Annotated in this window: 22 protein-coding genes; 4 read left to right on the top strand and 18 right to left on the bottom strand. The window is 71.1% G+C overall.

Features of this window, described 5'->3' with window-relative positions; all coding sequences use genetic code 11:
• Positions 1 to 3: 3 nt before the first annotated feature.
• The 3 genes from ACIF80_RS20400 to ACIF80_RS20390 all read right to left on the bottom strand — a co-directional run bounded on the left by ACIF80_RS20400 (position 4) and on the right by ACIF80_RS20390 (position 4,822).
• Complete coding sequence (locus ACIF80_RS20400) at positions 4 to 573, bottom strand: helix-turn-helix domain-containing protein (protein ID WP_399806413.1); 570 nt, start codon at positions 571 to 573, stop codon at positions 4 to 6.
• Positions 574 to 1,116: 543 nt separating this feature from the next.
• Complete coding sequence (locus ACIF80_RS20395; protein ID WP_399806411.1) at positions 1,117 to 3,741, bottom strand: ABC transporter permease/substrate binding protein; 2,625 nt, start codon at positions 3,739 to 3,741, stop codon at positions 1,117 to 1,119.
• Entirely contained in the window at positions 3,734 to 4,822 is a 1,089-nt protein-coding gene (locus tag ACIF80_RS20390; protein WP_399806409.1) for a glycine betaine/L-proline ABC transporter ATP-binding protein, read from the bottom strand. Before ACIF80_RS20390 ends, ACIF80_RS20395 begins: the two co-directional genes overlap by 8 nt.
• A 268-nt stretch (positions 4,823 to 5,090) precedes the next feature.
• On the opposite strand from ACIF80_RS20390, the gene ACIF80_RS20385 reads away from it, so the two are divergent.
• The 4 genes from ACIF80_RS20385 to ACIF80_RS20370 all read left to right on the top strand — a co-directional run bounded on the left by ACIF80_RS20385 (position 5,091) and on the right by ACIF80_RS20370 (position 8,563).
• Complete coding sequence (locus ACIF80_RS20385) at positions 5,091 to 6,020, top strand: 5'-3' exonuclease H3TH domain-containing protein (protein WP_399806866.1); 930 nt, start codon at positions 5,091 to 5,093, stop codon at positions 6,018 to 6,020.
• A gap of 83 nt (positions 6,021 to 6,103) precedes the next feature.
• Positions 6,104 to 6,958, top strand: coding sequence for a siderophore-interacting protein (locus ACIF80_RS20380; protein ID WP_399806407.1), 855 nt, complete (start codon positions 6,104 to 6,106; stop codon positions 6,956 to 6,958).
• Between the two features lie 217 nt (positions 6,959 to 7,175).
• Positions 7,176 to 7,463: a hypothetical protein gene (locus ACIF80_RS20375; RefSeq protein WP_399806405.1), complete on the top strand. Its 288-nt coding sequence runs from the start codon at positions 7,176 to 7,178 to the stop codon at positions 7,461 to 7,463.
• An 11-nt stretch (positions 7,464 to 7,474) separates the two neighbouring features.
• Complete coding sequence (locus ACIF80_RS20370; RefSeq protein ID WP_399806403.1) at positions 7,475 to 8,563, top strand: RluA family pseudouridine synthase; 1,089 nt, start codon at positions 7,475 to 7,477, stop codon at positions 8,561 to 8,563.
• Here ACIF80_RS20370 and ACIF80_RS20365 read toward each other — a convergent pair.
• From ACIF80_RS20365 to ACIF80_RS20295, 15 genes are all read right to left on the bottom strand, one after another.
• Positions 8,557 to 10,107 carry a cytochrome P450 gene (locus ACIF80_RS20365; protein WP_399806402.1) on the bottom strand — a complete coding sequence of 517 codons (1,551 nt, stop codon included), beginning with the start codon at positions 10,105 to 10,107 and terminating at the stop codon, positions 8,557 to 8,559. The genes ACIF80_RS20370 and ACIF80_RS20365 overlap by 7 nt on opposite strands.
• Before the next feature lie 57 nt (positions 10,108 to 10,164).
• A complete protein-coding gene (locus tag ACIF80_RS20360) occupies positions 10,165 to 10,785 on the bottom strand; it encodes a GTP-binding protein (RefSeq protein ID WP_399806400.1) in 621 nt (206 codons plus the stop codon).
• A complete protein-coding gene (locus ACIF80_RS20355) occupies positions 10,766 to 11,173 on the bottom strand; it encodes a DUF742 domain-containing protein (protein ID WP_055608105.1) in 408 nt (135 codons plus the stop codon). The genes ACIF80_RS20360 and ACIF80_RS20355 overlap by 20 nt, the downstream gene beginning before the upstream one ends.
• A complete protein-coding gene (locus tag ACIF80_RS20350; protein WP_042168469.1) occupies positions 11,170 to 11,577 on the bottom strand; it encodes a roadblock/LC7 domain-containing protein in 408 nt (135 codons plus the stop codon). The genes ACIF80_RS20355 and ACIF80_RS20350 overlap by 4 nt, the downstream gene beginning before the upstream one ends.
• Positions 11,574 to 13,208, bottom strand: a complete 1,635-nt coding sequence (locus ACIF80_RS20345; RefSeq protein ID WP_399806398.1) for a sensor histidine kinase — start codon at positions 13,206 to 13,208, stop codon at positions 11,574 to 11,576. Before ACIF80_RS20345 ends, ACIF80_RS20350 begins: the two co-directional genes overlap by 4 nt.
• A gap of 477 nt (positions 13,209 to 13,685) precedes the next feature.
• Complete coding sequence (locus tag ACIF80_RS20340; RefSeq protein WP_399806396.1) at positions 13,686 to 16,541, bottom strand: DEAD/DEAH box helicase; 2,856 nt, start codon at positions 16,539 to 16,541, stop codon at positions 13,686 to 13,688.
• Positions 16,542 to 16,621: 80 nt separating this feature from the next.
• Positions 16,622 to 17,512 (bottom strand): diacylglycerol kinase, encoded by an 891-nt coding sequence (locus ACIF80_RS20335; RefSeq protein ID WP_399806394.1) that lies wholly within the window; start codon positions 17,510 to 17,512, stop codon positions 16,622 to 16,624.
• 30 nt (positions 17,513 to 17,542) lie between these two features.
• Positions 17,543 to 18,493 (bottom strand): twin-arginine translocase subunit TatC, encoded by a 951-nt coding sequence (gene tatC, locus ACIF80_RS20330; protein ID WP_399806392.1) that lies wholly within the window; start codon positions 18,491 to 18,493, stop codon positions 17,543 to 17,545.
• A 48-nt stretch (positions 18,494 to 18,541) separates the two neighbouring features.
• Positions 18,542 to 18,829, bottom strand: coding sequence for a Sec-independent protein translocase subunit TatA (gene tatA / locus ACIF80_RS20325; RefSeq protein ID WP_399806390.1), 288 nt, complete (start codon positions 18,827 to 18,829; stop codon positions 18,542 to 18,544).
• Positions 18,830 to 19,067: 238 nt separating this feature from the next.
• Entirely contained in the window at positions 19,068 to 19,262 is a 195-nt protein-coding gene (locus ACIF80_RS20320; protein ID WP_399806388.1) for a hypothetical protein, read from the bottom strand.
• Positions 19,263 to 19,359: 97 nt separating this feature from the next.
• On the bottom strand, positions 19,360 to 19,653 hold the full coding sequence (locus ACIF80_RS20315; RefSeq protein ID WP_399806386.1) for a hypothetical protein: 294 nt from the start codon (positions 19,651 to 19,653) through the stop codon (positions 19,360 to 19,362).
• A 61-nt stretch (positions 19,654 to 19,714) separates the two neighbouring features.
• Positions 19,715 to 20,710 carry a helix-turn-helix transcriptional regulator gene (locus ACIF80_RS20310; RefSeq protein ID WP_399806384.1) on the bottom strand — a complete coding sequence of 332 codons (996 nt, stop codon included), beginning with the start codon at positions 20,708 to 20,710 and terminating at the stop codon, positions 19,715 to 19,717.
• A 17-nt stretch (positions 20,711 to 20,727) separates the two neighbouring features.
• Complete coding sequence (locus ACIF80_RS20305) at positions 20,728 to 21,681, bottom strand: helix-turn-helix transcriptional regulator (protein ID WP_399806382.1); 954 nt, start codon at positions 21,679 to 21,681, stop codon at positions 20,728 to 20,730.
• A gap of 171 nt (positions 21,682 to 21,852) precedes the next feature.
• Positions 21,853 to 22,224 (bottom strand): FKBP-type peptidyl-prolyl cis-trans isomerase, encoded by a 372-nt coding sequence (locus ACIF80_RS20300; RefSeq protein WP_030835713.1) that lies wholly within the window; start codon positions 22,222 to 22,224, stop codon positions 21,853 to 21,855.
• Between the two features lie 60 nt (positions 22,225 to 22,284).
• On the bottom strand, positions 22,285 to 23,286 hold the full coding sequence (locus ACIF80_RS20295) for an FKBP-type peptidyl-prolyl cis-trans isomerase (RefSeq protein ID WP_399806380.1): 1,002 nt from the start codon (positions 23,284 to 23,286) through the stop codon (positions 22,285 to 22,287).
• Between the last annotated feature and the right edge of the window lie 39 nt (positions 23,287 to 23,325).

Here is a 23,325-nt window from a genome sequence, read left to right as displayed (position 1 = left end):
AAGTCACCGGCGCGGCTTGTCCCGGACCGCCTCGATGTGCTCGGCGACGGCGACGACGATCAGCCGGGTCTCCGGGACCGTGGCCCGCCACCGGTGCCGGACGCCTCCGGTGAGGTACAGGGTGTCGCCGCGGCCGAGGCGGTAGGCGCGGCCCTCCGCCTCGATCTCCACGGCGCCGTCCGCCACGTACATCAACTGGTCGTTGCGGAACTGGAATTCGCGCCCGGCGTCGTGGTCGCCGGTGAACTCGGAGGCGTGCATCTGGTGATGTCCCCGCACCAGGGACCGGACGCGGGGTTCCGGCAGCCGCTCGGCGCCCTCCCCGCGGACGACGTCGACACTGCACGCCGGGTCGGCGGCGGCGAGGAGTTCCACGGCGGTGGTGCGCAGGGCGTCGGCGACCTTCTCCAGGGAACTCCGGCTGGGGCGCGCGCGCTCGTTCTCGATCTGGCTCAGGAACGGGACCGACAGGCCGCTGCGCTGGGCCACGACGGCAAGCGTGAGATCCAGCGCACGGCGTCGCCGCCGCACGGCCGCGCCCACGCGCAGCGGCTGTTCTTTGTGGTCGCCCATCGCTCCGGCTCCCTCCTTCGCCCGTCGTCCCGTGCCCCGGCGTCCCGGCGCACTCCTCCTGTTGAGCTGTCTGCACCCTACGCATGTTCGGCAAACCGTTTCAGGCGCCTGTCACGTCGTCGTCCTGTGCGATCGCGCACGACCCCACAGTTCACGCCGGCCGATGCGCGAGCCCTCCGGTTCGATGTGCGCAGGATGCAGGGTGTTTACGCCATTGTCGCCCGAAGAGGGGCGGGAGGTCACGGCGAGGGCCCGGGGCCCGGGGAGGACGTAGCGCTGTGTGATTGGCCGGATTCTTATCGTGTTCCCGTCGGGTTGTGTGCCCGTTCCGGTCGTGTGGCCATGGTGGCGGAGGGCCCGCTGCGGCGGAGGGCCTGTTGCCGCTGTGGGCCTGTTGAGGCGGTGAGCGCTGTTCGGCTTGCCCCGCACATGGTCCGAGGGGCGGGCCCGGGCCCGCTGTCAGGTGCGGGGCCGGGCCCGCCCCTCGGGACGAGCGGTGCGAGGCCACCACGGCGACCGGTGATCACCGCGGTGGCGTCGCCGTCACTGCGGGGTCATGCGCCCCACCACGTCGGGGTGCTCCTCGAGCCAGGCGGCGACGGCCGCCTCCTCCTTGCCCTGACCCCGGTCCTTGATCTCCTTCTCGAGCGTGCCGAGTTCGTCCTCGCTCATCGTGAACCCCTTGATCCACTTCGTGAGTTCGGGGTACTGCCCGGGGAACGCCTTGTTCGCGATGGTACGGATGGTGTTGCCCTCGCCGAAGAGCTTCTTGTCGTCCTTCAGCTTGGTCAGCTCGTACTCGCTGTACGACCAGTGCGGCGTCCAGAGGGTGACCGCGACGGGTTCCTTCTTGGAGTAGGCGCGCTTGAGCTCGGCCAGCATCGCCGGCGTGGAGCCGTCGACGACCTCGTACTCCTTGTCCAGGCCGTAGCCCGGCAGGACCTTGTTCTTGAGCAGGTCCATCTGGCCGGTGCCCGGTTCGATGCCGATGATCCGCCCGTCGAACAGGTCGGCCTTGCCCTTGAGGTCCTCGAAGGACTCGACGCCCTCGACGTACGACGGGACGGCGACGTCCAGGGAGGTCGGCTGGTACCAGGTGCCGAGGTCGACCAGCTTGTCCTTGCTCTGGTCCCAGAAGTTCTTCTGGGCATGGGGCAGCCAGGCGTCGAAGTTGAGGTCGATGTCCCCGGTGGAGAGGCCGGTGTAGACCGGGCCGACCTCCATCTGCTTCAGGTTCATCCTGTAGCCGCGCCGCTCGAGGACGTTCTTCCACAGGTAGGTGATCGCGATGTCCTCCTCCCAGGGGAACCACGCGACGGTCAGCGGGCGCTTCGCCTCGGCCGGTGCGGCGGTGGAACCGGACTTCACCGGCGCCAGCTCGTCGACGACGTCCGGGTTGTCCTTGAGCCAGGCGCGGACGGCGTCCTGCTGCTTGCCCTTGCCGGCCTTGTTGATCTCGGCCTCCAGGCCGGTGAGTTCCTCCTCGGTCATCGAGAAGTCCTTCATCCACTGGCCGACGACGGGGTTCTCGGCGGTGAAGCCCTTGCGTGCCAGGGTGTGCACGCCGTCGCCCTCGCCCCAGGTGCCCTTGGGGTCCTTCAGCTTCTTCAGGTCGTAGTCGCTGTACGCCCAGTGCGGCGACCAGAGCGTGACGACGACCGGTTCCTGCTTGCCGTAGGCGCGCTTGAGCTCGGCCAGCATCGCCGGCGTGGAGCTGTCGACGACCTTGTACTCCTTGTCCAGGCCGTACTCCTTGAGGACCTTGTCCTTGAGCAGGCCCATCATTCCGGCGCTGGACTCGATGCCGGTGATCTCCCCGCCGAAGGTGCCGGCCCTGCCCTTGAGGTCCTCGAGGGAGTCGAGGTCCTCCATGTAGGCGGGCACGGCGAGTTCGAGCGTCGTCTCCTCGTACCAGGTGCCGAGGTCCTCGAGCCTGTCGCCGTACTTCTTCCAGTACGCCTCGTGGGTGGTGGGCAGCCACGCGTCCGTCTGGAAGTCGATGTTGCCCTGCGCGAGCGCGGTGTAGAGCGGGCCCGCGTCGAACTGCGTGGCCTCGACCTCGAAGCCCCGCTGCTCGAGGACCTCCTTCCACAGGAAGGTGGAGGCGACGCCCTCGTCCCAGGGGATGTAACCGATGGAGATCTTCTTGCCGTTGCCGACGTTCTCGGCGTCGGCGACGGTGTCCGTACCGCCGCTCTTGCCGTTGCCGCCGAAGATGCCCATGCCACCGGCCACCAGGGCCAGGACGACGACACCGATCACGGCGACCTGCGGGCGCGGCCGGTAGGACCAGATCTTCAGTCCCTGCGTGGCGCGGGCCTTGGCGGCGGCACGGCGGCCGAGCGGGGACACCTGGGTGCCCAGGGCGCTGGTCATGCGGTCGAGGTAGATCGCCAGGATGACGATGGCGAGGCCGGACTCGGCGCCGAGACCGACGTTGAGCTGGCCGATGGCCTCGATGACGGCGCCGCCGAGGCCGCCGGTGCCGACCATGCCGGCGATCGCGGCCATGGACAGGCCGAGCATGATCACCTGGTTGACACCCGCCATCACGGTGGGCAGCGCCAGCGGCAGCTGGACGCGCAGCAGGGTGTTGCGGGGCGTGGTGCCGAACGCCTCGGCCGCCTCCACGAGGTCCTTGTCGACCTGGCGGATGCCCAGCTCGGTCATGCGCACGCCGGGGGCGAGCGCGAAGATCAGGGTGGCGACGATGCCGGGGGCGGGACCCGTCCCGAAGAAGAGGATCGCCGGGATGAGGTAGATCATCGCGGGCAGCGTCTGCATGAAGTCGAGGACCGGGCGCACGAAGGCGCTGACCCGGTCCGAGCGTGCCGCCCAGATGCCCACGGGCACGGCTATGACGAGCGCGATGACGGTGGCGACGACGACCAGGGCCAGCGTCACCATCGAGTCGTCCCACAGTTCGAGGGAGTCGATGAAGGCGAATCCGACGAAGGTGAGGACACCGGCGACGGTGCCGCGCAGCCAGAAGGCGACCACCGCGAAGATACCGGCGAGCAGCAGCGGCTCGGGCGCCTGGAGGACGGTGCTGACGCCGTCGTAGGCGCCGGTGAAGACGGTTTTGAAGAAGTCGAACAGCCAGGTCACGTTGGCGAGCAGCCAGTCGACCGCGCTGTTGACCCATTCACCGAGCGGAATCCTAGGCACGGGCCAGCACCTTCCCTCCCTCGCCGCGCGGGGAGTCGCAGGTGCCGGGGGCACCGTCCTCGTCACCGAGGAAGCCGACGAGCCGCTGCCGGGGCACTACGCCGATGACCGCGCCCTCGCCGTCGAGGACGGCCACGGGGTGTGCCGCGCGGGCGCTCATCGCGCACAGGTCGGTGAACGGCGTCTGCGCCGTCGCGGTCTCGCAGGCGCAGTCGGCCTCGTCGCCGCGCACCTCCTGCTCCATCACGGCGCCGGCGGTCAGTACCCGGGAGCGGTCGACGTCCTGGGTGAAGGAGGCGACGTAGTCGTTGGCGGGGCGGATGAGGATGTCCTGCGCGGTGCCGATCTGCACGATGCGGCCGTCCCGCATCATCGCGATGCGGTCGCCCAGGCGCATGGCCTCGTTGAGGTCGTGCGTGATGAAGACGATCGTCTTCTTCAGCTTCTTCTGCAGCTCCACCAGCTGGTCCTGCATGTCGCGGCGGATCAGCGGGTCGAGCGCGCTGAAGGACTCGTCCATCAGCAGCAGGTCGGCGTCGGTCGCGAGCGCACGGGCCAGGCCGACCCGCTGCTGCATGCCGCCGGACAGTTCGTCGGGCCAGGACCGCTCCCAGCCGGCCAGGCCACACAGGGCGAGCGCCTCGTCGGCGCGGCGTTCGCGCTCGGCGCGGGGCACGCCCTGCACTTCCAGGCCGTATGCGGCGTTCTCGCGAACGCTGCGGTGCGGGAAGAGCGCGAAGTGCTGGAAGACCATGCTGATCTTCCTGGAACGGACCTCGCGCAGCTCGCGGTCGGACAGCCCGGTGAGGTCCTGGCCGTCGAAGCGCACCTGTCCGGCGGTCGGCTCCGACAGGCCGTTCAGCATGCGCAGCAGGGTGGACTTGCCGGAGCCGGACAGACCCATGACGACGAAGATCTCGCCGGGTTCCACGGTGAAGGAGGCGTCGATGACGGCTGCAGTGGTGCCCTGGGCGCGCAACTCCTCACGGTCGGTCTTGTTCTGGCGCAGTCTCTCGACCGCCTGACCCGGTTGTTTGCCGAACACCTTGTACAGATGCTCGGCTTCAAGCCTCGTTGACACGCGTACCTCTTGACTCGGCGGCAATGGAAAGGAGCGGCGCCCGTCGGGACGGTTCAGGCGTTCCTGACAGTTGAACCTGCAACCGGCGCCACTCCGGGGCCGCGCCTCCCCCGTTTCGTCCATCGCAAACGCATACGTGTCCTGCCTCACAATCGGGCCGCCTCGTCGGGCGGGCGGCTCCCGCTCCGAGGACCGCGTCGTACGACGCGGGCGCGTCCCGCCCGCGCGGTCATGCGGCTGCGGGGCGCTGTCCGTGGCGTGCGGCATGATGCGGGGCGTGACCGGACGACTGATGCTCCTAGACACCGCCTCCCTCTACTTCCGCGCCTACTTCGGCGTCCCGGATTCCGTCAGGGCCCCGGACGGCTCTCCGGTGAACGCCGTGCGCGGGCTGCTCGACTTCATCGACCGCCTGGTCAAGGACCACCACCCGGACGATCTGGTGGCGTGCATGGACGCCGACTGGCGCCCGGCGTGGCGGGTGGAGCTGATCCCCTCCTACAAGGCGCACCGCGTGGCCGAGGAGCGCCCCTCGGGCCCCGACGAGGAGGAGGTGCCCGACACGCTGTCCCCGCAGGTGCCGGTCATCGAGGCCGTTCTGGACGCCGTCGGCATCGCGCGCGTGGGCGTGGCCGCGTACGAGGCGGACGACGTGATCGGCACCTTCACCGCGCGGGCGCGCGGTCCGGTGGACATCGTCACCGGCGACCGCGACCTGTACCAGCTGGTGGACGACGCGCGCGGAGTGCGGGTGCTGTATCCGCTCAAGGGCGTCGGCACGCTCCAGATCACCGACGAGGCCGTGCTGCGCGAGAAGTACGGGGTGGACGGCGCGGGGTACGCGGATCTGGCGTTGCTGCGCGGCGACCCGAGCGACGGCCTGCCGGGCGTGCCGGGGGTGGGCGAGAAGACGGCCGCCAAGCTGCTGGCCGAGTTCGGCGACCTGGCCGGGATCCTGGCGGCGGTCGACGATCCGGAGGCCAGGCTCACCCCGGCCCAGCGCAAGCGCCTCACCGAGGCTCAGCCGTATCTGGCGGTCGCCCCGAAGGTTGTCCGGGTCGCGGACGACGTCCCGCTCCCGGAGGTCGACACGGCGCTGCCACGGGCCCCGCGCGACCCTGACGCCCTACGGGAACTGGCGGCCCGCTGGGGCCTCGGCGGCTCCCTGGAGCGGCTGCTGACGACCCTCGCGCGGTAGGGACCACCGTCGCCGTGCACAGGTGACCGCCGGACGGAGGTGCTAACTTAGGTAAACCTAACTGATTGATAGGGAGACCCCACATGGCACAGCGACCGGGACGCCAGCCTCGCAGGCCCCACTCCGGGCAGGTGCTCCGCACCGAGCGGCTGACCCCGCACATGCAGCGGGTGGTGCTGGGCGGCGAGGGCCTGGCCGACTTCACGGCGGACACCTGCACCGACCACTACGTGAAGCTGCTGTTCCCCGCCGAGGGCGTCACCTATCCGGAGCCGTTCGACATGCAGCGGATCCGCGAGGAGTTCCCGCGCGACCAGTGGCCGGTGACCCGGACGTACACCGTGCGCCACTGGGACGCCGGGCAGCGCGAGCTGACCCTGGACTTCGTGATCCACGGCGACGAAGGACTGGCGGGCCCCTGGGCCCGGCGGGTCCTGCCGGGCGAGACCGTGTACTTCATCGGTCCCGGTGGCGCCTACGCCCCCGACCCGGGTGCCGACTGGCATCTGCTGGCGGGCGACGAGAGCGCGCTGCCCGCGATCGCCCGGTCGCTGGAGGCCATACCGGGCGGGGCCAGGGTCCACGCCTTCGTGGAGATCGAGGGGCCCCAGGAGGAGCAGAAGATCGACTCCGAGGTGGCGGTCACCTGGCTGCACCGGGGGGACCGTCCGGTCGGCGAGGCGCTGGTGGAGGCCGTGCGGGGACTGGAGTTCCCCGAGGGCCGGGTGCAGGCCTTCGTCCACGGCGAGGCGCACTTCGTGAAGGAGCTGCGCCGTCTGCTGCGGGTGGAGCGGCAGGTCGCGCGCGAGGACCTCTCGATCTCCGGCTACTGGCGGCGCGGTCACAACGAGGACGGCTGGCAGGCCTCGAAGCAGGAGTGGAACGCGCGGGTCGAGGCGGAGCAGGAGCAGGCGAAGTCGCCGGCCGCGGCCGGCTGAGCCGCCACCGGGTCACCGCCGAGCCACCCCCGTGCCGCCACCGCACCACCGTGGGATCCCCGCCGGCCCGCTGCCCCGGCCGGACCGGCATCCCGGGGTCCGGGAGTCCCGGCCGGCACTCCCGGCGGCGCCGGTCGGGTGAACCCCGTTCCCCGCGTCGCGGCGGACGGCGTGGCGCGGCGTCCCGCCCCCGCCCCCTGCCCGAGGATCCGGGCGCGTGACAGACACCTTCGAAGAACTCGTGGCCAAGCAGCGCGCGGCGGACGAGGCGCACGTCCGCGTGCGCCATCTGCAAGAGACGTACGGGCCTCCCACGGACACCAAGTGGAGCAGCAGGCAGACCACCACCTGGGAGACGGCCTGGCGGGCCTGGCGCGACCTCGCCCGTGAGCTCCAGGTGGCGGTGAGCGACTTCGCACGGGCCGAGGGCAAACCGCGCCACGTGGTCGAGGACGAGGTCAAGCAGGCGGTACGGAACGAGCAGCAGGGCGGGGCGGACACGTAGCCTTGGCCCTCGTGACCCGCAGACGCAGAACCGTCCCGCCCTCCCCGCTGCCGCAGCGCGACGGCGTGGACCCGGTGCGGGTGCGCCTGCCCGGCACGGGGCAGTGGGCCACCGTACGGGACCATCTCGTGGCCCGCTTCCCGGTCGGCTCCGATGTCGTCGACGGCATGTTCGACGCGGGGCTGATCGTGGGCGCGGACGGGCGGCCCGTACCGGCCGACGCCCCCTGTGTGCCGGGGTTGTCCGTATGGTTCCACCGGGAGCTGCCGGCCGAGGTACCGGTGCCCTTCCCGCTGGAGATCGTGTACCGGGACGAGCACATCGTCGTCGCCGACAAACCCCACTTCCTGGCCACCACCCCGCGCGGCAGCCATGTCGCCCAGACCGCGCTGGCCCGGCTGCGCCACGAGCTGGGCATCCCGCTGCTGGGCGCCGCGCACCGCCTCGACCGGCTCACCGCCGGGCTGGTGCTGTTCACCGTGCGGCCCGAGGAGCGTGGCGCGTACCAGACGCTGTTCCGCGACCGGCTGGTCCACAAGGAGTACGAGGCCGTCGCCCCCCACGATCCGGCGCTCGCCCTGCCCCGGACCGTGCGCAGCCGGCTCGTCAAGGAGCGCGGGGTGCTGACCGCCCGCGAGGTCGAGGGTGAGCCGAACGCGCTCAGCCGGGTCGAGCTCCTGGACCACCGGGCCGACGGCCTCGCCCGGTACCGGCTGGTCCCCGGCACCGGGCAGACCCATCAGCTGCGGGTCCACATGAGCGCCCTGGGCATACCGATACTCGGCGACCCCCTGTATCCGGAGGTGGCCGGCCCCGTCCCGGCCGGTGACTTCCGGCGCCCGCTGCAACTGCTGGCGCGGGCACTGGAGTTCACCGACCCGGTGACGGGGGCGCGGCACCGGCTGCGCAGTGGCCGCACGCTCGCGGCATGGACCTCGTACGGGGACTGGGCCGCAGAGGACCACGCCGTCGGGGACCGCGCCCCGGACGACCGCGCCACCGGGGCACGGACCATCGGGACACGGACCACCGCGGACCTGACCACCGGGGGGCGGGCCGCTGCTCACCGGCCCCCGGTGCCCCGGGCCTCCGGTCAGTAGCCGCGCCACCAGTTCAGGAAGCGCTGCCAGGCGCCCGGCGCGCGGACCGGCACCTCGGGGCCGGCGGCGGCCGGCTGCTCGGCGGCCGGCTGCTCGCTCGGTGTCCCTGCCGTGGCCGCGGACCGCGGGGCGGGGACGTCATGGTGCTCGAACGGATCGGGGCGGGCGGCGGGCGACGGAGCCGGCTCCCCCGGTTCGGTACTGCCGATGAGCCAGTCACGGCGCGGGGCCGCCGGCCGGTGGTCGTGGTTCGGCCGCTCGGTGATGTCCTGCGGCTCCCTCGGCGTGAACCGGACGGGCAGCTCGACGAGATGGCGCGAGGCGATCGACTCGGCGTGGCGCAGGTCCTCGTCGTCGACGTCGAGCTCGAGGTCGGGCAGCCGCATCAGCAGCGCGTCGACGCCGATCTCGGCGATGGCGCGCCCGATGTCCTGTCCGGGGCACTCGTGCGGGCCGCCGCTGAAGGCGAGGTGGGAGCGGTTGCCCTGCATGTGGGCGGTCGGGTCCGGGCGTACCCGCGGGTCGACGTTGGCCGGGGCCGGGGCGAACAGGAGTCCGTCGCCCCGGCGGATGCGCTGGCCGCCGAGTTCCGTCTCCTGCTTGGCGAAGTAGGCGAAGATGGTACTGAACGGCGGCTCGTCCCAGAGCAGTTGCTCCACCGCCTCCGGCACGGTCATCTGTCCGCCGTTGAGCTGGGCCCGGAAGCGCGGGTCGACCAGCACCGTGCGCAGCACGTTGGCGAGGAGGTTGGCGGTCGACTCGTAGGCGGCGATGAGCACCACCCGCAGGTGCTCCCTGACCTCGTCGTCGGTCAGTTCGGCCGGGTGGGTGATGAGATGGCTGGCGAAGTCGTCCTGCTGTTCCAGCCTGCGGCGCGCGGTGAGCCGGCCCAGCACGTCCATGACGTACGCGTTGCTGGCGATGGCGGTCTCGGTGCCCCTGATCATGTCGCGGGCCGACTCGACCATCCGGTCGTTGTACTCGTCGGGCATGCCGAGGATGTGGCACATCACGGCCATCGGCAGGTGCTCGGCGTACTGGCCGACGACCTCGGCCTCGCCCACTTCGCAGAACCGGTTGACGAGACGCTGGGTGCAGCGGTTGATATGCCGGCGCAGACTGCGGAAGTCGATGGTCGACACGGCGAAGTCGATCACGCCGCGCAGCCGCTTGTGCTCGTCGCCCTCGGCGTGGGCGCACATCGGCTGCCAGGCGATGTGCGGCATCAGCGGGTGGTCGGGTTTGACCAGGCCGTCCCGGAGCGGGGACCAGATACGGCTGTCCTTGGTGTACTGCGCGGGGGTGCGCACCATGTGCAGGTTCTCGGCGTGGCCGAGGACCACCCACACCGGCACGTCGTCGTGGAGCAGCGCGGGCGCCACGGGGCCGTGTTCGGCGCGGAGTTCCTCGTACAGGTTCTTCAGGTCCGCCGATTCGTGCAGCCGGTGCAGTCCCCCGGGGCCCTGGCCGTGCGCGGGGCAGCCGGGGGGCGGGGCGAGACGGGAGTCGTCCGTTCCGGTCGGGGAGTGGGATTCAGGCGTCACAGTGGTCGCTCCGGAAAACAGGGGGGAGAGCAGGGGGAGAGAGCAGAGGTCGGGGTGTCAGGTGCGCGAGCCCGTCATGGCGAGCGAGTGCAGGAACCGCATCAGCGTGATCAGTACGTCCCGGCTGGAGGCGCGGCGGCGCACGTCACAGTCCATGATCGGGACGTCCTCGGACAGGTCGAGCGCCGTCCGCAGATCCGCGACCGGGTAACGGGGCGCGTCCGGGAAGGTGTTGACGGCGACGACGAAGGGCACGCCGCGTTCCTCCAGTCGCCCCATGACGTCGAAGCTGACTTCCAGGCGGCGCGTGTCCACCAGGACCACCGCGCCGAGCGCCCCCTCGAACAGGCCGTTCCACAGGAACCAGAAGCGCTCCTGGCCCGGGGTGCCGAAGAGGTAGAGCACCAGTTGCTCGGTGATCTTGATGCGGCCGAAGTCCATGGCCACCGTGGTGGCCGTCTTGGTCGCGGAACCGAAGTTGTCGTCGACTCCGACGCCGGCCTGGGTCATGGTCTCCTCGGTGGTCAGCGGCTTGATCTCGCTGACCGACCCGACCATGGTCGTCTTGCCGACCCCGAAGCCGCCCACGATCACGATCTTCGCCGCGGCCTCGGCCGTCTGCGGCAGCTGATCCTCGGTCCGTGGGCCCGGGATGGTCTCAGAGCCTTTGAAGTCCATGCATCACCGCTTCGAGAAGGGAACGGTCGGGCAGCGCCTTGCGGACGATCGGGGCGCGCGCCTGCACCAGTTCCGCCGCCAGCATGTCGGTGAGCAGCACGGTCACCACGCCGAACGGCAGGCTGAGGTAGGCCGAGAGTTCGGCCACGGACAGGGGGGCGGCGCAGAGCCGGAGCAGTGCCGCCTGCTCCGGCGTGGCGGAGTGCGGGGGGTCCTCGACGCGCGCCACGATCAGGGTCACGAGGTCGAGGTCCGCTCGGTTCCCGTCCGCACCGGCGACGACGTACAGCCGCTCCGGGTTGGGCCGTTCGTCCTCCTTCTTGTCCTGGGCGGGTTGCGGAGGAGGGTCCTCCTGCGGGGAGCGCCTCTGGCGTTGCGGAGGAGTCATACGGTCGTCCCGTTCCGGCGGGGCGGGCTGGTGAGATGGGCGCCGATACGGACGACGAGGTCGCGCATCATGGCCCCCATCCGCCCGGGTTCACAGGTCATGTCGGAGAGCACCGCGAGATAGGCGTTGGCGCCGGCGGCCATCAGGTAGAAGTAGCCGCCGTTGATCTCGATGATCACCATCTTCATCTCGCCGTCGCTGCGCGGGAGTTCCCCGGCGACGGCACCGGCGAGGCTCTGCACGCCGGCGCAGGCCGCGGCGACCCGGTCGGCGGCGTCCGGCTCGCCGCCGAAGCGGGCGATGCGCAGACCGTCGGCCGAGAGCACCACGATCATCTCGACGCCGGGTACGCCGTCGGCGAGCTCCTTGAGCATCCAGTCGAAGTTGGCGCGTTGCTGGATCACTTGAGGTCCCCCTCGTCGTCGGCCTCGGTGCGGGCCGGTTCGTTGATCAGATGCAGATACGCGGTCGGGTTCCGGGTGAAGTCGGTGGGGTGGACGCCGGGTTCGAGGTCCTTCTTCAGGCCGTCCCAGAACGCGTCGACCCACAGCCCGGGTTCGCGGTCGTCCTTCGGCTCGGCCGGTTCGGGCTCGGGGGCAGGCCAGGGGGACCGGATGGTCTCGCCCCGCTCGGCGGCCTCCCGCTCGGCCCGTTCGGCGGCGGCCTGCTCGGTGTACCGCTGGGTCAGCGACGTCTTCACCCGGCTGCGGCGCTGCGGCAGCCCGTTGGAGGTCCATTCGGTGACCTCGGGGACGTCGTCCTCCATGGAGACGGTGGCGGGGATGCTCGGGCTGGTGGGGCGGCGCTTCTTGGGGGCACGCTTGGGGCCCGGGAGCGCGTCGACCTGCATCGGCACCGCGGTCGCGCCGATGCCGTGGGCGAGACCGACACCGGGCTCGGTGGTCATCATGTCGCTCGGCACGATGAGGACCGCGCGGACGCCGCCGTAGGCGGAGGCCCGCAGCGAGACCTGCATCTTGTACCCGGAGCAGAGCCGGCCGATGACGGCGAGGCCCAGCCGGGGGCTCGTGCCGAGGTCCTGGAGGTCGACGCCCGCCTTGGCCTTCTCCAGCTTGTCCTCGATCCGGGCCCGCGCCTTCTCGTCGAGGCTGACTCCGGCGTCCTCGATCTCGATGGCGACCCCGGTCTGCACCTCGATGGCGGTGACGTGGACCTTGGTGTGGGGCGGCGAGTAGCGCGTGGCGTTGTCGAGGAGTTCGGCGACGGCGTGGATGACCGGCTCGACGGAGATGCCCTTGATGTTGACCTTGGCGATGGACTTCAGGTCGATGCGCCGGTACTCGAGGATGCGGGACATCGCGCCGCGCAGCACGCTGTAGAGGGCGACGGGCTCGGGCCACTGGCGTCCGGGCCGGCCGCCGCCGAGTACGGAGATGGAGTCGGCGAGGCGGCCGATCAGCGCGGTGCCGTGGTCGATGCGCAGCAGGTCGTCGAAGACCTCGGGGTTGCGGCCGTGGTCCTCCTCCATCTCCCGCAGTTCCTTGGCCTGCTGGTGGACGATCGCCTGGACCCGGCGGGCGATGCTGACGAAGGAGCGCTGGGAGGAGTCGCGCAGGGCTTCCTCGTCGTCGATGATCTTCAGCATCGTCTTGAGCAGTTTGATCTGGTACTCGGGCAGATCACGCCAGGCCGGGTTGACCTCCTTGAGGTGGAGGAGCACTTCCCGGGGAGTGTTTCCGCGGTGCAGGAAGTCCAGGGCCTCGGGGACCACGGCGTCCGCGAAGTGCAGCGTCTCCGTGTCGTGGGCGGCGATCCGCGCTTCCAGGTACGCGCGGTGACGGTCGTGTTCGGCTCGTTCGTCCCGCAGGACACGGCCGCGGCGCACCGCCTCGGCCGCGGCGGCGATCACCAGCAGGGTGGCGACGACACCACAGGCGCCGACGGCGATCCGGGCGGGCTCCGTCACCAGGGCAACGGCGGCTCCGGTTGCCGCGGCCATCACTATGGCCGGCATCAGCAGCACGCGCGCGTAGGGAAGTTCGCGGCGACCGGGCGGGGATTGGACACTCACCATGTAGGCCTCTGAAAACGAATCGGCTGGTGGTCGGGGGACATACGGGTGGGGACGGACCGGGAAATCATGGGAATCATCCGTGCAATAGGGAACAGACACACGAATTCATCCCAACTCGGTGCGCTGCGGGCGAGCTTAGTCCGACAGGATCAACGCCGTGTCATATTCGGCAAGTGCCGGAAACGACCCCTGGGACAGGAGTACGCTCAGGTTCATTTACACGGCCGGGAGTCATTCGAACACGCACGGTAATGACGTACGGGTGTGCGAAACCCGCTCTCCGTGCGGGGTGAAGAACGCCGTCGGCGTCCCCGGAACCATCCGGTCCCGGGGACGCCGAAGCCCGGCGCGCACGGAGCGCGCCGGGCTTCACTGCGAACCGGCCGGACCGGACCCGCAGGCCGCACCGGACCCGCAGGCCGGGTCGGCCCCGTCGGCGGGACGGGGCGGGGCGGGACGGTGCGGGGTGCCGGGCGGTCAGCCCACGGAGGAGTAGGCCACCACTCCGCGCAGCAGTCCGTCCACCGCCTTGCGGGCGTTCTTCGCGACGGTGGAGCCCTCCACCGCCGGTGCCGCGGCCGAGATCTGGCCGAGCACGTCGATGACCTGCTTGCACCAGCGCACGAAGTCCCCCGCCGGCATCTCCACCTCGCGCAGCACCTCGTCGAGGCCCTTGCCGGACGCCCACATGTAGGCCGCCCAGGCGAAGCCGAGGTCGGGTTCGCGCTGGCCCACGCCCTCGGTCTGGGTGATCCGGAAGTCCTCCTCCAGGGCGTCCAGCCGTCCCCAGATGCGGACCATCTCGCCGAGCGCGGCCTTCGCCCTGCCGGAGGGCACCTTGGGTGCCGCCGCGTCGTCGCTGACCCGGGCCTCGTACACCAGCGCCGAGACACAGGCGGCGAGTTCGGCCGGACTCAGCTCCTCCCAGACGCCCTCGCGCAGGCATTCACTGGCCAGCAGGTCGAGTTCGCCGTACAGCCGGGCGAGCCGCTTGCCGTGCGGGGTGACCTCGTCGCCGCGCAGGTAGTCCAGGTCGGTCAGCAGGGCGACGATACGGTCGAAGGTGCGGGCGATGGTGTTCGTCCGGCCCTCGATGCGCCGCTCCAGCTGCTTGGTGTCCCGCCGCAGCCGGTAGTAGCGCTCGGCCCAGCGGGCGTGGTCCTCACGGTCGTCGCAGCCGTGGCACGGGTGGGCCCGGATCGCCTTGCGCAGCTGGTCGATCTCCCGGTCGTCGGCCGCCTGGGAGCGCCGCTTGCGCTGCCGCTCCGGCTCGATGTGCCCGGCCTTGGTGCGCAGGGCGGAAGCCAGGTCGCGGCGGGACTGCGGCGAGCGCGCGTTGAACGACTTCGGGATCCGCATCCGCTCCAGTGCCTCGACGGGCATCGGGAAGTCGATCGACGCCAGCCGCTTGACCTGCCGCTCCGCGGTCAGCACCAGGGGGCGCGGCCCGTCGTGGTACTCGACGCCGCGGTGCCCGCCCGCACGGCCCGCGGGCAGCCCCGGGTCGAGGACCAGGGCCAGCCCGGCGTACTTGCCGGCGGGTACGTGGATGACGTCGCCGGGCTTGAGCTTCTCCAGGGCCACGGCCGCCTCGGCGCGCCGCTGCGCCACGCCCTGGCGGGCCAGCTCCGTCTCCCGGTCCTTCAGGTCGCGGCGCAGCCGCGCGTACTCCTCGAAGTCGCCGAGGTGGCAGGTCATGGAGGCCTGGTAGCCCTCGAGGCCTTCCTCGTTGCGCTGCACCTGCCGTGAGATGCCGACCACCGAACGGTCCGCCTGGAACTGGGCGAACGACGTCTCCAGCAGCTCGCGCGAGCGGTGCCGGCCGAACTGCTCGACCAGGTTGACCGCCATGTTGTACGACGGCCTGAAACTGGAGCGCAGCGGATAGGTGCGGGTACCGGCCAGCCCCGCGAGGTGCTCGGGGTTCATGCCGCGCTGCCACAGCACGACCGCGTGGCCCTCGACGTCGATGCCGCGCCGGCCGGCCCGGCCGGTCAGCTGGGTGTACTCGCCGGGGGTGATGTCGGCGTGCTGCTCGCCGTTCCACTTGACGAGCTTCTCCAGCACCACCGAGCGGGCGGGCATGTTGATGCCCAGGGCGAGGGTCTCGGTCGCGAAGACCGCCTTGACCAGGCCGCGGACGAACAGCTCCTCGACGACCTCCTTGAACGTCGGCAGCATGCCCGCGTGGTGGGCCGCGATGCCGCGCTCCAGGCCCTCCAGCCACTCGTAGTAGCCGAGGACGTGCAGGTCCTCGGTGGGGATGGAGGCGGTGCGCTCCTCGACGAGGGAGCGGACCTGCTCCCGCGCCCGGTCGTCGTTGAGCCGCAGCCCCGCGTACAGGCACTGCTGGACGGCGGCCTCGCAGGCGGCGCGGCTGAAGATGAAGGTGATGGCGGGCAGCAGGCCCTGGGCGTCGAGCCGCTCGATCACCTCGGGCCGGCCCGGTGTCCAGACCCGCGTGCGCTGTCTGCGCTCCCGCTCCCGGTCCGCCTCGCGCATGTTCCGGCCGCGGCGCCGGTCGCCCCACGAGGGGCGGGTCGCCTCCATCCGGGCCATCCGCGTGAGGTCGGGGTTGACGGCCTTCTTCTGGCCCTCGCCCTCCTCGAACAGGTCGTAGATCCGGCGCCCGGCGAGGACGTGCTGGAACAGCGGCACGGGCCGGTGCTCGGAGACGATGACCTCGGTGTGGCCACGGACGGTGTCCAGCCAGTCGCCGAACTCCTCCGCGTTCGACACCGTCGCCGAGAGGGAGACCAGGGTCACCGACTCGGGGAGGTGGATGATCACTTCCTCCCAGACGGCGCCCCGGAAGCGGTCGGAGAGGTAGTGCACCTCGTCCATGACCACGTATCCGAGACCGAGGAGCGTCTGCGAGCCCGCGTACAGCATGTTCCGCAGCACCTCGGTGGTCATCACGACCACGGGGGCGCCGGAGTTGACGCTGTTGTCACCGGTGAGCAGGCCGACCTTGTCGGCGCCGTAACGGCGGCACAGGTCGGCGTACTTCTGGTTCGACAGCGCCTTGATGGGGGTCGTGTAGAAGCACTTCTTGCCCTGCTGGAGGGCGAGGTGGACGGCGAACTCGCCGACGATCGTCTTGCCCGAGCCGGTGGGCGCGGCCACCAGCACACCCTTCCCCGCTTCGAGCGCCTGGCATGCCTCGATCTGGAAGGGGTCGAGGCCGAAGTCGTACATCTCGCGGAAGGAGGCGAGTGCGGTGGCCTGCTCGGCAGCGCGCCTGCGTGCTGCCGCGTACCGCTCGGCCGGTGAGAGATCCTCTGTCATCGTGCTTTCGAGCGTACCGGGCCGCACCGACAACAGGACGATCATTATCCGGATCCGTGCCCGCCGGTCCCCGGTCCGCCCAGCTCAGAGGCGGTTCCGCCCGGCTCAGGGGCGGCCCGCCCGGCTCAGGGGCCCACGACCCGTACCGCGCCGCGCACACAGCTCGCGGTCAGCGGCAGTGGTCCGAGCGGTTCCCCGTCCGCGTACCCGGTGACCTCCTCGGCGGCCAGCTCCACCCGTGACGCCCGGAACACGCTCACCTCGGGCCGGTCCACGTGCGTTCCGCGGTACACGGTGGGGAAGACCCTCAGCAGTGTGGCCCGGCCGCAGTCGCCGACCACCGTGACGTCGAACAGCCCGTCGGTGAGGTCGGCGCCCGGGCAGATCCGCATGCCGCCGCCGTACGACGCCCCGTTGCCGACGGCGACCAGCGTCGCCTCGACCTCGCGGACGTCGCCGCCGTCGAGGGTGATCCGGTACGGGACCGGCCGCAGGGCCGCGAGTTCGGCGACCATGGCGAGGTCGTACTTGAAGCGTCCGGCGGGCAGCCGCATCCGGTTGCCGCGGTCGTTGACCCGGGAGTCGAAGCCGGAGGCGAGGACGGTGCCGAACCAGCGGTCGCCCACCCGCCCGAGGTCGATGTCACGCACCCGCCCGCACTTGAGGGCGTCGGCGATCATCCGGCCGGCGGCGGCCGGTTCCCTCAGCGGCATGCCGAGCGAGCGGGCGAAGTCGTTGCCGCTGCCGACGGCGATCAGGCCGAGCGGGGTGCCGGTGCCGACGACGGCCTGCAGGGCCAGGTTCGCCATGCCGTCGCCGCCGACGGCGACCAGGGCGCCGGTGCCCTTCTCCACGGCGTCGCGCGCGCGGGTGAGCGCGTCCGCGGCGTCCTCGCCGAGCACGGTCCGCACCGAGAAACCGGCAGCGCGCAACGCGGAAGCGGCCGGCAGCGCCGCCCTGGCGCCCCGGCCGCGTCCCGCGGTGGGATTGACGAAGAGGGTGATCTCGCTGGTCACCCCGTGACCCTACGAGCTTCGGCCCGGTGTTCAGGTCACGTCGTCATAACCGTTGACCCGGTCCGTGCTCGCCTGCTCGGGCAGGGCGCGCCTGGCCGGCACGGGTTCGGTCTCGCCGATGTCCTCGGGGGTGAGGTCGAGGTCGGAGGCCTCGTCGTCGGCGGGGCCCATGGCCTCCAGACGGCGCCTGCGGCGGTCGTTGAACAGGGAGACGCCGACGGCCCCGAAGTACAGGATCCAGATCGGTCCGGCGAGGGCCATCATGGTCAGCGGGTCGGTGCTCGGCGTGGCCAGGGCCGCGAACAGCGTGATGCCCATGATCATGCCGCGCCACCAGCCGAGCATGCGCTTGCCGGTCAGCGCTCCGGTGAAGTTGAGCATGATCAGCAGCAGGGGCAGCTCGAAGGAGAGCCCGAAGACGATCACCATGCGCGTGACGAGGTCGAGCAGGTCGTCCAGCGGCAGCAGGTTGTCGACGTCGACCGGCGTGAACTCGATGAGCACCTTCGCCGTCGTCGGCAGCACCCGGTAGGCGAAGTAGGCGCCGCCGAGGAAGAGCGGGAAGCCCGTGGCGACGAACGCGTAGGCGTACTTCTTCTCGTGCCGGTGCAGACCGGGGGCGATGAACGACCACAGCTGGTACAGCCAGACCGGCGAGGCCAGCACGACACCGGCCATCAGGGAGACCTTCAGTGCCAGGGTGAACGGCGTGATCAGGCCGTTGATGGTGATCTGCGCGCAGGGGTCCTCGTCGCGGGTGGAGGCGGCGAGTTCCTCGAAGGAGTAGCCGCAGCCGACCGACTTGAGCACCGGGTCGGTGAAGAAGTTGATGATGTCGTTGTAGAAGAAGGCCGCGACGATCGTCACCAGGACGATGGCCAGCAGCGCTTTCGCGAGCCGGTTGCGGAGCTCACGAAGGTGCTCCGCGAGGGGCATCCGCCCCTCGGGATCCCTCTCCTGCTTGCGGGCAGACTTGGGCAACCCACGTTCCCATCTCGTGCGGCGGACCGGACGGTGTCCGGCCCTGCGTCAGCGCTTGGTCGTGTCCGTCGGCTCCGTGACCGGGCGGGAGCTGGTCACGTCGCCGGGGGCGGCCTGGATGGTGCGCTTCGCCTGGGACTCGTCGCCGGGGGCCGGCGGGTCGGCGGGGGCGGAGGACTTGTCCTTGTCCTCCTTCATCGCCTTGGCCTCGCTCTTGAGGATGCGGGCGGACTTGCCGAGCGACCGCGCCATGTCCGGAAGCTTCTTCGCGCCGAACAGCAGGATGATGACGACGAGGATGAGAATGATCTCGGGAGCTCCGAGCCTTCCGAACATTTCTTTACCTTCTCACCGAGGCTGCTGGGGTGGGGGTGCTGCCCTGTCCGATTGTTCGGACGCGCGTCCGACGATCGCGTTGTCAGCGATCGTAACTCTCAGGGGTGAACGTAGGGCAATCCCCGTGCGTACTCCCGTCCGCGGTCCGGGCCTCGTTCTCCGCACCGCGGTCAGCAGCGTACCCGCCCGGGTCGGCAACTCGACAGGGCGTGCGGCCCGAGGACCGTCCGGGATCCGGTCAGAGCGCTTCCGCGGAGCGGGCCGCGCCGGCCGCCGCACGCTCCAGGTCCTCCGCGGCCCGGCTGATGCGCCGCGCCGAGTCCGTGACCTGTCTGCCGAGCCGCTCCGCCTCGACGAAGACCCGTACGGCGAACACCCCGAGCACCACGAGCCCCAGGAACCCCACAGCAACCGCGAACATCGCCCAGACCATAGGGGCGAGCCTAGACGGTCCCCGGCCGCACGGAACGCCCGGCGCCCGGGAAGGAGGCCACGCCGTCACAGGGCCGTCACAGGCCGTGGCGGGGCCGCTACGCCGTCGAGTGCAGCCGCAGGGTGCTGACCCCGCCGCCGGTGAGGAGTTCGACGACCCGCTCCCCCGCCGGCTTGCGGACCGCGGCCTCGCACGCGGGACAGGTGAACGAGTAGAAGGTGGTGCGCCTGCTGGCTCCTATGACCAGCCGCAGCGCGCTCGCGCCCAGCTCGAAACGCCCCCTGCAGTCCGGGCAGCCCGCCCGGAACACGACCGGCGCCACGCTTCTCATCCCGGAGAACGCGGACGCCACCGTCATGCCCCGTACTCCAGGGGTCGCCGACTCGCTCACAGTCCTCGCTCCTGCCTGTCGTCCTGCCCGCCCCGGGCCGCGCACACCGTGTGCGGCCCGCTCATCCGGCCGTCCCGGCGCCGTCGTACGCCGCCAGCGCCTCGCGGGCCGCCCGCCGGGCACTGTCCGCAAGGTCGTCCGGCGCGACGATCCGGCCGTCCCGCCCGAGCCGCAGCGCCAGCCGCTTGAGCGACGCCGGGTCGGGTGTCCGCAAGGTGATACGCAGCCCGCCGTCGGGCAGCTCGTCCGCGCTGTCGTGCGGGTAGTACTCGGCGACCCAGCGACCGCCCGGCCCGACCTCGACCACGACCTCCGGGTCCTCCGCCGCCGGCTGCACCAGCCCCTCCGAGAGGTCCCGCAGCTCGATCTCGGGCGGCGCGGACGGCTCGTCGAGGATCTTGATCTCGGCGACCCGGTCGAGCCGGAACGTGCGGCGCGCCTCGGAGCGGCGGCACCAGGCCTCCACATAGGTGTGCCCGACGCTGACCAGGCGGATGGGGTCGATCTCGCGCTCGCTGAGCTCGTCACGGGCGGGCGAGTAGTAGCGGATCCACAGTCTGCGGCGCTCGGCGATGGCCCGGTCGACGTCCGCGAAGACACCGCCCTCGGACTCGAAGGTCACCGACAGCCGGGCACTGGCGCCCGCCGCCTCACCGGCCGCGGTCTCCACCTTGGCGGTGGCCCGCAGCAGCGCCTGCCGGTCGCTCTCGCGCAGTCCGGGCAGGGTGGCCACGGCGCGCGCGGCGACGAGCAGGGCGGTGGCCTCGTCCGCGGCGAGGCGGAGCGGCTCGGCGGCCTCCGCCCCGAGCGCGGCCGGGTTGTGCCACCAGATGCGCTCCCCGTCGGTGTCGATGTCCAGCAGATCGCCGCCGCGGAAACTGGTGCCGCACATGGGCAGCACGTCGAGGTCCGAGACCAGTTCGTCCTCGGTGATGCCGAAGGCGCGCGCCACGTCCTCGATCCGGGCGCCCGGACGCTCCCTCAGGTACGTGACCAGGGAGAGCATCCTGCGGGTCTGGTCGATGGCGTTCACTGGCCTGACCGGTTTGCCTGCCACGTTCTTGTCCGTCCCCCTCAGCCCTTGGCCACGGCGCGCAGCCGGTCCACCACGTCGGCCCGCAGCTCGGCGGGCTCCAGGACCACCACGTCCGCTCCGAACTCCACCAGCCAGGCGTCCAGGCCGTGCCCGTACGGAATCTCCAACTCTTCCCAGCCGTCGCCGAGTTCCCGCACCGAGATGGCCTTCGCCCGAAGGGGGTACCCCGCGTCGGTGCGCAGCCGGATCCGCGCGGAGCGGTCGGCGCTCTCCCCCGCCCAGCTCGCGACCGTCTCGCGGACCGTGACGACGTCCGGCACCGGAGCGGTGTACCGGGTGCCGCGCGAGCGCACCTTGCCGGTGATCCGGGACAGCCGGAAGACCCGCTCGGCGCCCCGGTCGCGGTCCCAGCCGGCCAGGTACCAGTGGCCGCGCCAGCACTCCAGCGCCCACGGCTCGACGTGGCGCGGTTCGGGCTGCGCGGCGGTGGCCTTGCGGTAGTCGAAGACGACGGGGCGGCGGTCGCGGCAGGCCAGCATCAGCGGTTCGAAGGCGGCCTCGTGCACGGGGATGCGCGGCTCGAGCGCGCTGTGGGCCTCATAGGGATCGACGTCCTCGGGCAGCCCCGCCGCGCGCAGTTTCTGCAGGGCGCCGCTGGCCGCGCCGGCCAGTCTGGCCTGCTGCCACACCTTGGCCGCCAGGCCCAGTGCGGCCGCCTCCTCGGCGTCGAGGGTGATGGGCGGCAGGCGGTTGCTGTCCCGCCGGGCCAGATAACCGACCTCGCCCTCGAGGTTCTCCACGGTCTCGATGACGAGTCCGAGTTCGCGCAGATCGTCCTTGTCGCGCTCGAACATGCGGTTGAAGGCGTCGTCCGAGGCCGCTTCGAGGTAGGCCTCGACGGACTCGCGCAGCTCACGCTTGCTCAGTGGCCGCCGCGTGCCCAGCAGGCACAGCGCCAGGTTCATCAGCCGCTCGGCCTTGGCAATGGCCATCGACGCCCTTCGCCTCCTCATGCTGCTCAGTCCGATGACCGTACCGCCCCGTGGTGGCGCGGCAAAAGCCGAGGGCCCATGCCCGGACAGGCATGGACCCCAGATGATCGACTCCGGTCGCGACCCGGACCCGACGTCGCACGGGCGACCGGTCCGCAATCGGGCGAGTGATCAGACCCCGAGCAGGTCGACCACGAAGATCAGCGTCTCGCCGGGCTTGATCGCCGGAGTCGGGCTCTGGTTGCCGTAGGCCAGGTGGGCGGGGATGGTCAGCTGGCGACGGCCGCCGACCTTCATGCCCTGCACGCCCTGGTCCCAGCCCTTGATGACCCGGCCGCCGCCCAGCGGGAAGCGGAAGGGAGTGCCGCGGTTCCAGCTGGCGTCGAACTCCTCACCCGTGCTGAAGGCGACACCGACGTAGTGGACGGTGACGGTCTGACCCGCCTGCGCCACCTCTCCGTCGCCCTCCCAGATGTCCTTGATCTCGAGGTCCGCCGGGGGCTCGCCGCCCGGGAAGTCGATCTCGGGCTTGTCGATGCTCACGTCTAACGCTCCTGCTTGTTTACGGAAAGGCGAACAGACACAGTCTTACATCACGCGCGGTCACAACTTCGCGAGGATGTCGACCGAGAAGACCAGCGTGGAGTCCTTCTTGATGTCGCTGCCCTCCGGCGGCGTGTCGCCGTACCCCAGCGCCGGCGGGATGACGATGAGGACCCGGCTGCCGACCTTCTTGCCGGTGAGCCCCTGCGCCCAGCCCTTGACGACCTGCTGCAGCGAGAACGAGGTCAGCTGCCCCCGCCCGTACGTCGAGTCGAACTCCTTGCCGCCGTCCCACAGCACGCCCTTGTACTGCACGAGCACACTGTTGTCCGCGCCGACCTCCTCGCCGTCGCCCTCGAGGATGTAGCGCGACACGAGCTTCTTCGGGGCGGCCACGTCGGGCACCTCGATGGAGGGCGCCTTGCCGTTCGTGTTCGTGCCGACCTTGGGCAGGTCGATGTCGTCCTGGGCGACCTCGCGGCCCTCGGCAGAGCTCTTCGCGTTGAACGTGTCCTGCACGTCCACCACGAACACCAGTGTGTCGGTGCCCTTGATGCCCGCCTGCTCGTTGCCCTGCGGGCCGTAACCCCAGGTGGGCGGGATCGCCATCTCGACCCGGCTGCCGGCCTTCTTCCCCGTCAGCCCGTACCGCCAGCCGTCGATGATGCTGCCCTGGGCCAGCTGGATGGCCAGCGGGGCCTTGCGGTCGTAGGAGTTGTCGAACACCTTCGCGGTGCTCCACACCTGGCCCAGGTAGTGGGCCACCACGAAGTCGTTCTCGGCGATGGCCCTGCCGCCGCCCGCGATGACGGTCTTCACCGCGAGGTCCTTGGACGGGTCACCGCTGCCCTTGGCCACGGTGGGCTTCTCACCGAACTTCACGCCCGCGGTGATCGCCGGCAGCGGGCCGTCGACGATCTTCGGCGGGGGCGCGGCCGACGTGTCCGGCGCGGACGGCGAGGCGCTCTCGCTGGCCTCGCTCGAATCGGACCCGCCGTCGCCGCACGCGGCGAGAGTGGCCAGTCCAGCGGGTACGGCAATGAGAAGTGAGCGTCGGCGCACGGTGGGGGCCTCGTAATCATCGATCTTGTCGGTGGCGTC

This window comes from Streptomyces sp. NPDC085927 (assembly GCF_044540975.1).
GTDB classification, from domain to species: domain Bacteria; phylum Actinomycetota; class Actinomycetes; order Streptomycetales; family Streptomycetaceae; genus Streptomyces; species Streptomyces hirsutus.
Note: the sequence above shows the minus strand (reverse complement) of the source record. Positions and strands in the feature narration are given on the sequence as shown.

What these genes read in the sequence shown, in the direction of transcription:
- ACIF80_RS20400 (WP_399806413.1), bottom strand. Translation starts at nt 573, where the DNA reads ATGGGCGACCACAAAGAACAGCCGCTGCGCGTGGGCGCGGCCGTGCGG.
- ACIF80_RS20385 (WP_399806866.1), top strand. Translation starts at nt 5,091, where the DNA reads ATGCGGGGCGTGACCGGACGACTGATGCTCCTAGACACCGCCTCCCTC.
- ACIF80_RS20380 (WP_399806407.1), top strand. Translation starts at nt 6,104, where the DNA reads ATGGCACAGCGACCGGGACGCCAGCCTCGCAGGCCCCACTCCGGGCAG.
- ACIF80_RS20360 (WP_399806400.1), bottom strand. Translation starts at nt 10,785, where the DNA reads ATGGACTTCAAAGGCTCTGAGACCATCCCGGGCCCACGGACCGAGGAT.
- ACIF80_RS20355 (WP_055608105.1), bottom strand. Translation starts at nt 11,173, where the DNA reads ATGACTCCTCCGCAACGCCAGAGGCGCTCCCCGCAGGAGGACCCTCCT.
- ACIF80_RS20345 (WP_399806398.1), bottom strand. Translation starts at nt 13,208, where the DNA reads ATGGTGAGTGTCCAATCCCCGCCCGGTCGCCGCGAACTTCCCTACGCG.
- ACIF80_RS20340 (WP_399806396.1), bottom strand. Translation starts at nt 16,541, where the DNA reads ATGATCGTCCTGTTGTCGGTGCGGCCCGGTACGCTCGAAAGCACGATG.
- tatA (WP_399806390.1), bottom strand. Translation starts at nt 18,829, where the DNA reads ATGTTCGGAAGGCTCGGAGCTCCCGAGATCATTCTCATCCTCGTCGTC.
- ACIF80_RS20320 (WP_399806388.1), bottom strand. Translation starts at nt 19,262, where the DNA reads ATGGTCTGGGCGATGTTCGCGGTTGCTGTGGGGTTCCTGGGGCTCGTG.
- ACIF80_RS20305 (WP_399806382.1), bottom strand. Translation starts at nt 21,681, where the DNA reads ATGGCCATTGCCAAGGCCGAGCGGCTGATGAACCTGGCGCTGTGCCTG.